We start from the raw sequence: 15,026 nt of genomic DNA, 5'->3' as shown, positions 1-15,026 counted from the left end.
TCTATTACTTATCATCTAAATACCACTTATTTTCTGTAGAATTGTCATTCAATATTCCAAGTGCTGTGAGTAATGCTAAAAAGCAATTTACTATATCAGAATAATTTTTCGGTAATATATTAACATCTCCAAAAGATTGTATTGTAAGTACCAACATTGCTGATAGAGAAACCCAAAATCCTCTGTTTCTCAATCTCTTTTTTAAATAATTCTTCATGTGTTTTCTCCTTTGACTAACGTTTTATTTTTTTACGTTGTTTTTTAGGAATATTTGGAGTTAATGTACAATAAGTTATATAACCTAGACTTTCACTAGACTCTTTTCTTGCTTGATATAAACAATCTTCTTTTTTAATACAATAACAACATTTTATTCTTACTGCTTTTGAATAAAGCTCTTCTTTATCTTTCTTTTTAATATTTTTTTGCTTAACAGCCATATATTCACCCTCCTTATTAATACTTTTCATTTTCTGAATATACCAACTATCTTTCTCTATTGTAAATTATTTAGTAAAAAATTCTCTTATTTTTGATTTATTCCATAGTGAATTACAAATATCTTTTTTATAAATTACAGATAACATACAAGAATTTATTAGTTCATCAATTCTAATTTCTATGTAATTTAGATTATCTTCCTTTATTTCATTAATTAAATTAAAATCATCCTTTAAAGCACTTAAATTCATAAAATTATTTATAAATGTATTTATATCATGCTTGGCTAAAAATATATTGTGCAAAGAAGCATCTATATTTCCATGAACACTTTTATCATTAAATAAATCATTTTTCATAGTTTTATTTACGAGATTAAACTTTTTACTTAAAATAATATGAGTTTCTGAATTTATTGGCTTTTCATTTTTGTTATTCTCAATCATATATAATTCTTTAACTATTTTTTCTATATCATTACAGTATTCTAATAAAATAAATACAATTTGAATATCATAATATAAAGAAAAATAATTTATATTATGATTACTTTTTTCATATTCATATTGATTTACTTTATCAATAAACGAATAATCTACCTCATCAAATAAATAGTCATTCTTTTTAGTTGTATACATCCCCATTACGAAAACTTTCCTTATATTCAATAATTCATTTTTTATATTTAAAATTTCTAAGTAACTTTCAAACTTAGAGTCACCATATAAATTATTAAAATTTTCAATTTTTAATATATTTTGTTCCTCTTCTGTCATGGAAATACAATACTGTTTCATAATTTTATCTTGGTATGCACCATTTTCTATCAAACTCAAATAGGATTCTGATAATGATATAATTTTATTTAATTTTGATACTACGCTTGAGGGATGGTACTTTTCAAATGATTTCAAAATATTGGTTTTATAATCCCTAACTGTTATAGGTTCATTTGTGTACTTTATTGATTTATATTCAAAATTATCAAATCTTCCTACTTCTAGATTAGGTCTATAGCTTAATACATCTTCTTCCTTTATACTTTTATTCATACTCTTTAAACCTTTCTTGTTTAAAATATCTTAGATTAGTATACTTAAGCTTGTTAGCATTATTTAAATGCTAACAAGCTTATTTGGGATTATTAGATTTGTTGGTATTGCGTGGATTTTTGATGGGATATATTTTTCATTCACTAGCTAATATACCTTATATAATATATACTTTGTTAAATTAAAAAGCATATTTGTTACTTTATATAAAATTTTTCTTTAATTTATTTTCAATATCTGCTAAAGTATTTCCATATGTAAAATCAGTTATGCTCATATCCTTTGCTACATTATGATTCAAATTTTCATCATAAGCTAACTTATAATACTTAAGTTTATTTTGAAAGTTATTTTTTGTATTTACTATTAACTCTCTATGATTTTCATCTACTTTTACAACTACACCCAAATACTTATATCCTTTTTCCATAGCATGTTTAAAACAGCTCTCTAAATTGATTTTTTTTGACATCTTTTCCCCCTATTATATTTAACTTTTTATATTTATTTATATACATGTATACAATGATTAATTTTCGTATCATAAAAATTAATATTGTATAAAAAATATTCTACCTATTACACTATTTAATTTATTAAAATTTACATTATTAAATATAATTTTAAAATTACAATAGTAAAATACTTAGTTTTTGCCAAACGTCAAAGAATATTTATCATCTATATATATACCTATACAGTTCTCCATTTTGTAACAAAAAACAAAATTTATATTACGCTTTTTATAGAATATATGTATTTAACATAAAATATTATCTTTATAATTATATACTCTTTTAAATATTTCAAATTAATTTTCATAATATAAGAAATTATACAATATCTTATACAAATACAGAGAATAAAAAATGGATTTAATTAATCATATAATTTCTTGAAATCTAATATGAATAAAATTAAATCCATTGCAATCAATTTTAAATTATGCATTTGATTTTTTTACTATAAAAGGAATAGTTATAATTGTACCTATCAAAGCATCTACCATATCAATCATAGTATCTTCTAGTCCACCAGCTTGTGTAGTAGTGCCAATAAAAGTATCCATTAAAAATTCACCTATTTCCCACAAACTAGCTACTCCCATACTAAACATAAATACAAATATAACTAAGAATATTTTGCTCATTTTGCTTATATCTTTTTGTATATAAAAATATCTAATCATAGAAAATGCTACAATACTAGATATTACACCTGACCATAAATGTAAAAAATCATCGTAATAATTTATATCATAAAAATTAAAACAAGTCCCTAACAATGATGAAAACATTATAAATAAGGCAAGAACTAGATATAGTTCTTTACCTAAAAGTCTTTCATTATGCTTATTTAAAAATCTAAGTATAAAAGTACCAATTAAGCTGATTGCTACTAATCCTACACTTCCAAATTCTCTATTCATAATAAAAAATATAGCACAGAAAACATATACTATATATAATAATATAGTTATTGGTTTTAAAAGTTTATTCATACACACTTTACCTTTCTAAAACAATTCTATAATAACTTAGGATTAACATCATTATCACCATGTCCATAAAGCTTTAACGGCTTAAGAGCTGGTCCTTCAAGTATATTTCCCTTATAATCGAATCTTGAACCATGACATGGACAATCCCATGTTTTTTCTTCACTATTAAAATTAAGTTCACATCCTAAATGAGTACATGTGGTATCTACAATATAAAAATTTCCACTATCATCCTTATATGCACCATATCTTTTTCCATCAATATTAACAATCTTTCCTTCTCCATTGTTCTTAGGCATATCTCCACTACCTATTTTTAATTTTCCACTTACATAATTTATTGCTACATTTGCATTTTCCTTTATAAAATCTTTTGAAAAGTAACTACCTAATCTTGATGGATTAAAAGTATCTTTATAATCAGAATTATTATTTACTATCAAATCTTTTATTATTATTCCTGCAGCAGTTCCATTAGTAATTCCCCATTTAGAGAACCCTGTAGCTACATAAATATTGTCTTCTCTTTTATTGATATAACCTATATAAGGAACATTATCAAAACTCATATTATCTTGAGCTGACCATTTGCACTTAAAATCTTTTACCTTAAAAACCTTTTTTCCATAATGCTTCAAGTCATTAAATATTTCTTTCTCAGTTCCTCCTTGACCAACTTTATGGTCTCCTCCTCCAAAAATTAGTAAGTTCTCATTTCCATCATTATATTGTCTAAAAGTTATGGATGGGTCATCTATACTTATAAACATACCATCTGGTAATTTATTTTCTAAAACTGCTGCCATTAAGTAAGCACGTTCTGCATATTCTTTTGCAAAATAAAAATTCAACCCATCATACCATGGACTATGAGATGAAATTATAACATTTTCAGCTTCTATTATATTATTTTCTCTTGTCTTAACTCTACATATTTTTCCTTTTTCTAAATCTACTACTGGTGTCTCTTCATATATTTTTACACCTAAATGTACTGCTATTTCTGCTAATCCATCAATATACTTCTTTGGATTAAATTGACCTTGATTAGTGAAACTAATAGCTCCCTTTATGTCTAATGGAATATCTGATATAGTTTCATGATACTCACAATCTACTCCTATTTTCTTGCATGTACGATATTCATCCTTTATGTCTTTTATAGTTTCTTCTTTTTCTGTAAATACAAAAGATGGTTCTCTTTTAAAATCACATTTGATATTATTCTCTTTTATTATTTGCTCAATTAAGTTTAGAGCTTCATTATTTGCATTATAATATGATTTTGCTTTATCTAATCCATATTTTTTCTCTATCTTAGAATAAAATATGTCATGTTGACAAGTTACCTTACCAGTATTTCTTCCTGAAGTTCCATATCCTATTTTATCAGCTTCAACGAGTGCTACTTTTTTACCCTCTTTTGCTAATAAATATGCAGTTGTCAATCCAGTTATTCCTCCACCTACTATAAGACACTCTACTTTTATATTTTCGCCTAACTTTTTATATTCCTTTGGATTTGAATTTAAAAACCAATATGATTCGTTCATTTAAAATACTCCTTTACATATTAAATAATAATAGTTTTCCCATCATATGGTTTATTTATTATAAATAATGTAAAAATAAATACATTACTTAATCATAAACAATATACTTAAATAGATATAATAAATTTATTAATCATATATACTAACTGAATTTTAAAATGTTATTTTAATAAAATATTATAATTGCTAAGTATCTTAAATTATTATGCTAGATAAAACACCAACAGCAAAAACAGAAACTGTAAATATCCCAAAATACATATATAAAATCTTTAAATTACAACAGACATGTGATTAAAACGTATTATATATAGATTAATATCTCCTTTTCAAAAATTAGAAAATGGGGTACATTGAAAAAGAAATTAGTGACTATAAATACCGGTACTAAAACTTATATGCTCACAAACCGAGAAAAATTAGGATTGAAGTATCAAAAAAATCATTTAAATAAACTTGGTACAAAAATTGAATCAAAAATATAAAAAAGTGAACTTTGCATATAAAGTTCACTTTTTATATAAATTTTTATCTTATAATAACTCAGTAATATATTAATTTTTGTAAAACTTTTTTAATTGTTGAATAATTTTTATTAACTATACCCTTTGATTTAATGGCTTTTTAAGTAATGCTAGAAGCATCATCCCAACTATAGCACCTATAGTTATAGCTAATATATATGCAAGTGGATGAGTAACTACTGGTATAACAAATACTCCTCCATGAGGTGCACGAAGAGCTGTATTAAACAACATACTAAGTGCTCCTGCTATTGCTGAACCTCCAACACAAGCTGGTATAACATGAAGCGGGTCTCCAGCGGCAAATGGTATTGCTCCCTCAGTAACAAATGATAATCCCATTACATAATTAACTTTACCAGAATCTCTTTCTTCTTTTGTAAATCTATTCTTAAAAAATGTAGTTGCAAGAGCTATAGCAAGTGGCGGAACCATACCACCAGCCATTACTGCTGCCATTATTTCAAACTGCCCTGACTCAAGTGATGCAACCCCAAACACATATGCTGCTTTATTTACAGGTCCACCCATATCCACAGCCATCATTCCACCTAAAACTAATCCTAAAACTATTTTTGAAGTTCCTCCTAAACCATTTAAAAATCCAACCATTGCATTATTAATAGCTGTAACTGGAGGTATTACTAAAAATGTCATTATAATACCCATCAAAAGTGTTCCAAATAGAGGGTATAATAACACTGGTTTTATTCCTTCCAATGAAGTTGGTAATACACTAAATAGTTTCTTAAGCCCTTCTACTAAATAGCCTGCTATAAAACCTGCAAGTAATGCACCTAAAAAACCTGAACCACCATCACCTGCAAGAGCTCCTCCTACAAATCCTACGACAAATGCTGGTCTATCAGATATAGAATATGCTATATATCCAGCAAGTACAGGTAACATAAATCCAAAAGCTTTATCTCCTATTCCTTTAAAAAATGCTGCTGTAGGTGTATTTGAACCAAAATTTGAAGTGTTAATAGAATAGTCATCAAGTAAAAATGCTATAGCTATAAGTATCCCTCCACCAATAACAAACGGTAGCATATTAGATACGCCATTCATTAAGTGTTTATATACTTTTCTAAATCCACTTTCACTTTCTTCATTTGATTCGGTGTGACTTCCTTCTCCTCCATGATAAATTGGAGCATCTCCATTTACAGCTTTATCTATAAGTTCCTCTGCTTTGTGTATGCCATCAGCGACCTTAGTTTTTATGACCTTTTTCCCATTGAATCTAGCCATCTCAACATTTTTATCTGCTGCTACTATTATACATGTTGCATTTTCTATTTCATCTTTTGTAAGCTTATTTTTAACACCTGCTGAACCATTAGTTTCTACCTTTATTGATACCCCTTTATTTTCGGCAATTTTATTTAAACTTTCAGCTGCCATAAATGTATGTGCTATTCCAGTTGGACATGCTGTTACTGCTAAGACTTGAGGATACTTATTAATATCATTCTCTTTAGCATCTACTATATTTTTCTCACCAATTTTTTCATCTTGATATTCTTCACTAAATTTTTCTCTTTCCTTTTTATCTATTATTTCCTTAAATTCTTTTTCAGAATTTGAATTTATTAGTTTCTTTCTAAAGTCTTCATCCATAAGTATCGTAGATAATCTTGATAACACTTCAAGATGAGTATTGTTAGCTCCATCTGGTGCAGCTATCATAAAAAATAGATTTGATAAGCTTCCGTCAAATGATTCATAATCTATACCTTCTTTTGACACTGCTGCTGCTATACAAGCTTTAGTAACTGATGAATTTTTAGCATGAGGTATAGCTACACCTTCTCCAATTCCTGTTGTACTCATTTCTTCACGAGCCAAAATTGCTTTTTTATAGTTTTCTTTATCATTTAAATTTCCACTATTTGCAACCAAATCTACTAATTCTTCTATTGCTTCTGACTTGGTTTTTGACTTTAAATTTAACTTAATTGATTTTTCATCTAATAAATCTATAATTTTCATAAATACTAATTACCTTTCTATATATTTTTTAATATTCTAAAACTTGTTTACAGATATTTCATTTACCAATTTATCAATGTACTCTCTTTTGGTTAAGTCATACGAAAAAGCAGTTGCACTACCTGAAGCTGTTCCCAATTTAAGAGCATAGTCATATTTACCAGTATTTAAATATCCAGATATAAACCCTGCTACCATTGAATCCCCTGCTCCTACAGAGTTTTTTACTTTTCCTTTAGGAACATCACTTATAAGTACTTCACCTTCCTCTGTAATCAATACTGCTCCGTCTTTACCCATTGATACTAAAACATTTATGGCTCCCATTGCCTTTAATTTTTTAGCATATTTTACTATGTCTTCGATTGAATTTAATTTAACACCAAACATTTCTTCTAATTCGTTGTTATTAGGCTTAATTAGAAAAGGTTTATATTTTAAAACATTAAGAAGAAGATTTTTAGTTGCATCTACTACAACTTTTATATTCTTTTCTTCTAATCTAGATATTATATTTTCATATAGTTTTTCATCTAGAGTAAATGGTATACTTCCTGCCAATATTAAAATATCATCTTGATTTAGCTTATCAAGTTTTTTGTATAAAATATCAATGTCTTCATCACCTATATTTGGACCTTGCCCATTAATTTCAGTTTCCTCTGACTCTTTTATTTTTACATTTATCCTTGAAAAACCATTTTTTAATTTTATGAAGTCTGTCTTCAATTTTTTTTCTTCTAAGATTCTTATTATATATTCTCCAGTAAAACCACTTATAAAACCTAAAGATGTGTTATCATTTCCAAGTTCTTTAAGTATACGAGATACATTTATACCTTTTCCTCCTGGATAAACGTATTCTTCATTTACACGATTTGTACTTCCTGTCTTCAGTTCATCTAGTTTAACTATATAATCTATTGATGGATTTAATGTTACCGTATAAATCATCTTGCCACCTCTTTTTTATTTATTTATCTTATGCTTATATCTTAACTCCATATTAATATCCTTGAAAGTCAAAAAATTTCTCTTAATTAAAAGAGAAATTTATCGTTTTTATCTTATTTAGTTTTATATTATCCAAATTTATAAGTGTATATACAGTACTATATATTATAATATACCTCTATTTAAATAGACTTACAAACTTTTCAAAACTGCTATTTTCACATATACTTATAACTTTTGCTATAGAATCTACTCTCTTATATATATTTGAAAATATGACTTCATAATCTAATATTTTATCCTTATCAAGTGCTAACATTATTATTAAACGAACATCTGATATTTCCCAAGAAATAGGTTTCTTCAATATACCAATTGCTATTTTATTATCAAAAATCTTTCCAATAGCTCCATGTGGTATAGTTACCATATTTCCTATTTCTGTTGTTGCTATTTTTTCTCTCTCAAAGTAAGAGTTTTTCATAGCCTCATCTATACAGCCATGTTGTACAAGTTTACTCGCCATAAAATCTATAACTTCTTCTTTTCTTTTAAAATCCAAATCAGTAAAAAACAGTTCACTATCAAACAGATTTTTTATATCTAAATCTAGATATATATTTCCTGTTTTTATATACTTTTCGATTAATTTAACTTCTTTGTCACTTAAAATTGGAGATATATTTATTACTGGTATATCGCCTATTTCAATAGGAACAGTAGATATTACAAAATCAACATCTATAACTTTTATATATTCAGCTAAGTATGAAGGAATAATCTTTAATATTTCTAATTTTTCCTTAAATATATTCTCTAACTTAGCTTTTATTAACATTGATGTGCCTATACCTGAAGTACAAACTATTATGGTTTTAAAAACCTTATCTCTATTATTATAAGATGCTCTTTCAACAGCTCCGCCTATATGTAGAGCTATGTTTGCAACTTCATCCTCATTGATTTCTATATTTAAATCTTTTTCTATTGTTTTTTTAGCTATACTAGCTAATTCAAAAGCAAATGGATATTTTATTTTTATATCTTGAGCCATTATAGGTGATTGATTTATGCCTAGCTTTATTTTTTTACATAAGCTACTAATATGTTTATATAAAAATTCCTCAAATACCTTATCATTACTTATATCTATTGATGTAGCTAATTTTAAATTTTTACAAAACATTTTTATTGAGTTTACTATAATTTCTTTGTTTTGTTCATTTTCTAGAATTGAGCTTCTCTTATTTTTATAATTCTCTACATAATTCGCTATAAATTCCTGTTCATCATATTTATGTCTGCTTAACATAACTAATATATTATTTAACACATTTTTAAATTCTATATCAGTTAATACCAATCCATTTTCATTTAATATGTCTAATAATATTTTTTTTATTATTAATTTTTTTTCCTTTATATCATCATTTAAAAAATCATTTAAACTCAGCTGATTATCTCTCTTATTGCTTAAGTCAACTATACAATTTAATATCTTATCTTCACTTTCTGAAACACATATACCTTGTTTATGCTTAGATTTAACTGAGATTGAATACTTTTTTAATATTCTTTTTACTTTTTTTAAATCATTTTTTACTGTCGAAACACTTACATACATAGAATCGGCTAAATCTTCAAGTTTTATAGTATTTTTTTCTTCATTACTCAAGGTTAATATTTTTCTGATTATATATTCTACTCTATCTACATCATCATAGAGATTGCTATTTAGAGTTACCTCATCAAAACTTCCCTCTAGTTTATAACCAACTCCTCTTATTGACAAGATTTTACCATTTCTAAGTTGTTTATTAATATCCTTTATTTCATTTTGTATAGTTTTTGAAGAGCATCCTATCTCTTGACTTAAGACAAGACCACTAATCGTATCTTTTGAATTTAACAGTATTTTTATTATATTTATCTGTCTTGCTGTTATATTTAAACTCATAAAATCACCTTTTATTCTAGATATTGATTTCTTAATTTTTTTATTTCTTCTTTATCTAAATTAAATTCTCCATATAAAGATGCTTCTACACCATTGTATTCTTCATCAATTCTTCTAAAAGCAGTTTTCATATATTCTTCATTTACACCAAATATATAATTTAAATTTTCTTTTGGAATTCCCTTAAATTCAGGTTTATATTCTATAAATCTCTTTATCTACAAAATCATTACTTTTTAGATAATCTTTCATTATGTTCTCTCTTGATACCCCTAAAATCATAAGAATTATAGCACTCCCTACACCAGTTGTTCTATCCTTACCAGCAGTACAATGGTTTAATATCGGTAAATTAGTATAGTCTCTTAGAACCAAAACTCCCTTCTGATTCCTCCAACTCTCTCATAGCTAGAATCCTTATGTTTTTTATATTTGATATTACTGTTGATGGATGTTTACGAGCTTCTTCATCACTTCTACCATCTTCTGATTTATTACCACCTAAAGCTCTAAAATTTTTCATCTTACCACCTCTTAAAAGCTATCTATTATACTTTTCTTAAACATCGATAAATTAATTTTATCACAATTTTATGTTCTTTATTTAAAATATTTTTTAGTGTTTGGTTAGTAGTTGTAAAATGTAAAAGTATATCTTTATTCAAAATTAACCTAAATTTTACATAATTTATTTACTTTGTGGAAGCTTTATAGTTTATAATCAATATACAGTAGTATATTTTATGTAAAAAAGACCATATTTAGAATAATGTCAAATACATTGGAGGTTTTATATTATGGACATTCAAAAGCAAAAGAATTTTATAATTAAATTTACATATGTAGTTTTAATAGCAAGTATTATATATATTGTATTAAAATTCTTATTACCATTGTTAATGCCTTTTGTAATCAGTTTTATCATTGCATCCATCTTAAGACCTATTATAAGACTTATTACACATAATACAAATTTAAATCGTACATTTATTTCTGTAGTAATACTTTTAGCCTTTTATGGACTGTGTATATTTTTATTAGTTAGTTTTGGTGTGAAGATATTTGCAAGTGTAAGTGACATGTTTTTTAGGCTTCCTGATATATATAAGTCAAGTATACAACCAACACTAAACACTTTATTTTCAAAGATAGATGCTAGTACACCTAATGTTAACCTAGCATTAATACTTGGTTGGGACAATATAAGCCAATCTATGATGTCCTTAGTAGCTTCTGTTTCAACAAATGCACTCAATGCTATTGCTAGTATTGCAAGCAAAACACCTGCGTTTATGTTAAAACTTATTATTACTTTAATTGCTTCTTTTTTCTTTAGTTTTGACTATCAAAAAATAGTAAACTTTCTCTTAAAACAGTTTCCAGAAAAAAGTCAATTTATGATAATAAATATAAAAAATAGCAGTATTAATGCTCTTTTAAAACTACTAAAAGCCTACGCAATACTACTATCAGTAACATTTATAGAGCTCCTTATTGGACTTAACCTCCTAAAAGTCGAAAATGCATTTATTATAGCTGTCATCATAGCACTTGTTGATATTTTGCCAGTCTTAGGGACAGGAAGTATTTTGACACCTTGGATGATTATCTCACTTATTAATGGAAATATTCACTTAACGATAGGACTTTTAATACTATACATAATTATAACCGTTGTTAGGCAAATATTAGAACCAAAAGTAGTAGGACACCAAATTGGTCTATATCCTCTAATAACCTTAATGTGTATGTTTGTTGGAGCTCAACTGTTTGGAATAGCCGGATTATTTGGATTCCCTATCGCAGCTACAATCATAAAAAATTTACACGATAATGGTATTATTACTGCATTTAAATAGTTTAACATTTTTATTTAAATTTAAAATAGGCTGTCTCAAAATAGAGATAAGCCTCTTTTTCATTGTGAAATGATGAAAATACATTTGATTTTATACAAAAAGAGTGCCTCATAAACTAAAAAGTCCATTCTGAGACGCTCCCTTTTTTCTACTCTGCACAAATAATATCAATCATTTCTTTATATTCATTTTCATTATTTAAAACATCTATACTTTTAAATTTTTCTTTTATTTTTCCTTCAATTTTTAAAGTTAGCTTTTGAATAATAGACCTCTTTACCAAATAATAATTGTAATACATTTGAAATCCATACATTTCTCATAGCTTGCATAATATCACCTATAGGTAAATCATCATCAAATTTTCTAACATCTCTAATAAACTGTTTTGTTATATCTAAAAATTTTTTTCTATCATCTATATCCATTTTTTCTAACTTAAAAATATTTTCTTTTTCTAATGTCTTTTGTAAGAAAATCTCGCCTTTTTTTACCCACATTTTTCTCAATACAGAGTCATTTGGATACCTTTCTAAATGAACTGATATTGTATTTATCAATTTATCTAATTCTTTTTCACTCTTTTTTGGTGAATCCCTACTATATGTTTCTATGTTCTCCAATAATTCAACACTTGAATTATTCCATGTATTTTCACACTTTTTACAATAGTATTCAAATATATCACTTAAATCCATTTAACAGCCCTACTTTCATGCCTAAATTATACACTATATTATATCAGTACATATAATTGATATACAGTTGAAGTTATAATTGATATAATAATAACTTTAAAATTATTTATTTTTTAGTTTAGCTAGTGCTTCTGCAAATGGATTATTAAATGTTTCTTGATTTTTCTTTTGATTTTTTAAATATTGATTAACATCTTTTTTTGATGCCTTCTTTTTTTCTTCTTGCTTCCTCTTGTTAAAAGAAGACAGCTTTTCTCTGTACCCACAACTACAAGTGAAGATTCTTCCCTCACCTTCTCCACGAAGTTCTAATTTTTTATGACAGTTAGGACACCTTGAATTAGTTACTTGTGATATAGTTTTTCTAGTGTTACACTCTCTATCTTCACAAATCAACATTTTACCTTTTTTACCATTTACTTCTAACATAAATTTACCACACTCTGGACATCTATTCTTAGTTAAGTTATCATGTTTAAATTTATTATCACTATTTTTTACTTCTAGTACGATATCTTTTGAATAATCTTTCATGTCATTTATAAATGTATTTTTACTAAGTTTTCCTTTTGAAATATCCAATAATTTCTTTTCCCATGAAGCTGTAAGTTCTGGTGTCTTCAAATCTACTGGAACTAAATCTAATAATTGTTTCCCTTTTGATGTTATATATATATCTTTATTTTTCTTTTCCATTAAAAATGAATTGAATAATTTTTCTATTATATCTGCTCTTGTAGCAACTGTCCCAAGACCATTTTTCTCCATAGCTGTCAATAACGTACCCTCATTTAAGTATGGTGGTGGATTTGTTTTCCCTGAAGTTATCTTTAATTCCTTAACTTTAAGTACATCTTTTTCTAAAATATTTGGTATACTTTCATACTCATCTCCATCTTCAATATCTTTGTAAATTTCCTTCCAACCTAAATTTATTACTTTATTTCCCTTAGCCTTAAATATTTCGCCTCCTACAGTTGCATTTATAGTTGTCTGTTCATATTCAAAAGGAGGAGATAGTACTGCTAAAAATCTTTTTACTACAAGATTATATATTTTTCGTTCTTTGTCACTAAAATCACTCATAAATACCTTCTGCTCTGTTGGTATTATTGCATGATGGTCTGTTACCTTTGAATTGTCTACAAATGATTTATTAGCTGTAATATTGTTTTTTAATAATTTACTACAAATCCTTGAATAATCACTAATATTTACAGCTTTTATTCTATCTTTTAATGTTCCAACAATATCTGATGTTAAATATCTAGAATCAGTTCTAGGATAAGTAAGTACTTTATGATGCTCATACAGTTTTTGCATTATAGATAGAGTTTCTTTTGCTGAAAATCCAAACATTTTATTTGCATCTCTTTGTAATTCTGTTAAATCATAAAGTGCAGGTGAATATTTTTTCTTATATGACTTGTTTACTTCAGATATTTTTATGTCTACACCTTTTACTTTTTTTAATGTAGAGTCTATCTTTTCTTTACTAAAAGTTGAAGAGTTATTGTTTTTATCATTCCAAATAAATTTTATATCTGAATTTCCCTTTGTAGCAATTAACTCCAATCCATAATACTCTTTAGGTTTGAAATTTCTTATTTCCTCTTCTCTCTTAAGTAACATTGCAAGAGTAGGAGTTTGAACCCTTCCACAAGAAAGTTGTGCATTGTACTTTGTCGTCAAAGCCCTAGTTGCATTTATTCCAATAATCCAATCAGCCTCTGCTCGTGCTACTGCTGAATAATATAAATTTTCATATTCTTTTCCATTTTTTAATTTTGCAAATCCTTCTTTTATTGCCTTGTCTGTACTCGAAGAAATCCAAAGACGCTTTAGAGGTTTTTTTACTTGTGACTTTTCTATTATCCACCTTGCCACAAGTTCTCCTTCACGACCTGCATCTGTTGCTATGACTATTTCATCTATATCATTTCTATTCATTTGAGCTTTAACTGTATTAAACTGCTTTCCACTCTTTTTTATCACAACAGTCTTCAGGTGCTTAGGAAGTATTGGCAAGTCTTCTAAACTCCATGATTTGTATCTTTCTCCATAACTTTCAGGGTCAGCAAGTGTAACCAAATGACCTAGAGCCCAGGTTACCACATACCTTGAACCCTCTATATATCCATTTTTTTCATTTTTTGACCCTAAAACTTTTGCTATATCTCTTCCAACAGAAGGTTTTTCTGCCAGTACTAATACTTTTCCCATCTAAAAATACTTCCTTTCCTTATACTTAATCTAATATTACGCTTAAAATCTAAATAAATAGAACTTTTCTTAATATCGTAACTATAATATTACCATAATTTAATCATATCTAATTAATTATTTAAGATTTTCTTATTTTTTATTTAAAACTTATTTTTTATCTAATTTGTATGCCTATTACAGAATTTATTTTCACGTACATTACTTAACCTTATAAATTTATAATTCGTAAATATGATTACATTTTTATATTTTTTCTTTGTTTTTTA

At 26.5% G+C, this 15,026-nt stretch carries 15 protein-coding genes; 1 reads left to right on the top strand and 14 read right to left on the bottom strand.

All coding sequences use genetic code 11. The annotated features are described in order from the left end of the window. Positions 1-4 precede the first annotated feature (4 nt). The 12 genes from IR152_RS00910 to IR152_RS00860 all read right to left on the bottom strand — a co-directional run bounded on the left by IR152_RS00910 (position 5) and on the right by IR152_RS00860 (position 10,500). Entirely contained in the window at positions 5-217 is a 213-nt protein-coding gene (locus tag IR152_RS00910; protein ID WP_227449959.1) for a phage holin, read from the bottom strand. 16 nt (positions 218-233) lie between these two features. Then, positions 234-440 carry a hypothetical protein gene (locus tag IR152_RS00905; RefSeq protein ID WP_227449958.1) on the bottom strand — a complete coding sequence of 69 codons (207 nt, stop codon included), beginning with the start codon at positions 438-440 and terminating at the stop codon, positions 234-236. A gap of 66 nt (positions 441-506) precedes the next feature. Further along, positions 507-1,493, bottom strand: a complete 987-nt coding sequence (locus IR152_RS00900; RefSeq protein ID WP_227449957.1) for a hypothetical protein — start codon at positions 1,491-1,493, stop codon at positions 507-509. Positions 1,494-1,695: 202 nt separating this feature from the next. Further along, positions 1,696-1,965, bottom strand: a complete 270-nt coding sequence (locus IR152_RS00895) for a hypothetical protein (RefSeq protein WP_227449956.1) — start codon at positions 1,963-1,965, stop codon at positions 1,696-1,698. A gap of 471 nt (positions 1,966-2,436) precedes the next feature. Then, positions 2,437-2,994: a hypothetical protein gene (locus tag IR152_RS00890; protein WP_227449955.1), complete on the bottom strand. Its 558-nt coding sequence runs from the start codon at positions 2,992-2,994 to the stop codon at positions 2,437-2,439. A gap of 26 nt (positions 2,995-3,020) precedes the next feature. Then, positions 3,021-4,547 carry an FAD-dependent oxidoreductase gene (locus tag IR152_RS00885; protein ID WP_227449954.1) on the bottom strand — a complete coding sequence of 509 codons (1,527 nt, stop codon included), beginning with the start codon at positions 4,545-4,547 and terminating at the stop codon, positions 3,021-3,023. 599 nt (positions 4,548-5,146) lie between these two features. Then, a complete protein-coding gene (locus IR152_RS00880; protein WP_227449953.1) occupies positions 5,147-7,066 on the bottom strand; it encodes a PTS fructose transporter subunit IIABC in 1,920 nt (639 codons plus the stop codon). 36 nt (positions 7,067-7,102) lie between these two features. Continuing rightward, on the bottom strand, positions 7,103-8,020 hold the full coding sequence (gene pfkB, locus IR152_RS00875) for a 1-phosphofructokinase (RefSeq protein ID WP_227449952.1): 918 nt from the start codon (positions 8,018-8,020) through the stop codon (positions 7,103-7,105). A gap of 178 nt (positions 8,021-8,198) precedes the next feature. Continuing rightward, positions 8,199-9,977, bottom strand: coding sequence for a BglG family transcription antiterminator (locus IR152_RS00870; RefSeq protein WP_227449951.1), 1,779 nt, complete (start codon positions 9,975-9,977; stop codon positions 8,199-8,201). Between the two features lie 11 nt (positions 9,978-9,988). Continuing rightward, a complete protein-coding gene (locus IR152_RS19885) occupies positions 9,989-10,156 on the bottom strand; it encodes a tyrosine-protein phosphatase (RefSeq protein WP_413927462.1) in 168 nt (55 codons plus the stop codon). A 16-nt stretch (positions 10,157-10,172) separates the two neighbouring features. Next, on the bottom strand, positions 10,173-10,352 hold the full coding sequence (locus IR152_RS19880; protein ID WP_255624290.1) for a tyrosine-protein phosphatase: 180 nt from the start codon (positions 10,350-10,352) through the stop codon (positions 10,173-10,175). Continuing rightward, positions 10,330-10,500, bottom strand: coding sequence for a hypothetical protein (locus IR152_RS00860; protein ID WP_227449950.1), 171 nt, complete (start codon positions 10,498-10,500; stop codon positions 10,330-10,332). The genes IR152_RS19880 and IR152_RS00860 overlap by 23 nt, the downstream gene beginning before the upstream one ends. Before the next feature lie 274 nt (positions 10,501-10,774). On the opposite strand from IR152_RS00860, the gene ytvI reads away from it, so the two are divergent. Then, positions 10,775-11,836 (top strand): sporulation integral membrane protein YtvI, encoded by a 1,062-nt coding sequence (gene ytvI, locus IR152_RS00855; RefSeq protein WP_227449949.1) that lies wholly within the window; start codon positions 10,775-10,777, stop codon positions 11,834-11,836. Positions 11,837-12,075: 239 nt separating this feature from the next. Here ytvI and IR152_RS00850 read toward each other — a convergent pair whose 3' ends face one another. Both IR152_RS00850 and IR152_RS00845 read right to left on the bottom strand, forming a co-directional pair. Then, entirely contained in the window at positions 12,076-12,534 is a 459-nt protein-coding gene (locus IR152_RS00850) for a hypothetical protein (protein WP_227449948.1), read from the bottom strand. 102 nt (positions 12,535-12,636) lie between these two features. After that, positions 12,637-14,757 (bottom strand): DNA topoisomerase III, encoded by a 2,121-nt coding sequence (locus IR152_RS00845; protein WP_227449947.1) that lies wholly within the window; start codon positions 14,755-14,757, stop codon positions 12,637-12,639. Positions 14,758-15,026 lie beyond the last annotated feature (269 nt).

Source organism: Clostridioides sp. ES-S-0108-01 (genome assembly GCF_020662285.1).
In the GTDB taxonomy this organism is placed as follows: domain Bacteria; phylum Bacillota; class Clostridia; order Peptostreptococcales; family Peptostreptococcaceae; genus Clostridioides.
This window is presented reverse-complemented; position numbering and strand designations above follow the sequence as displayed.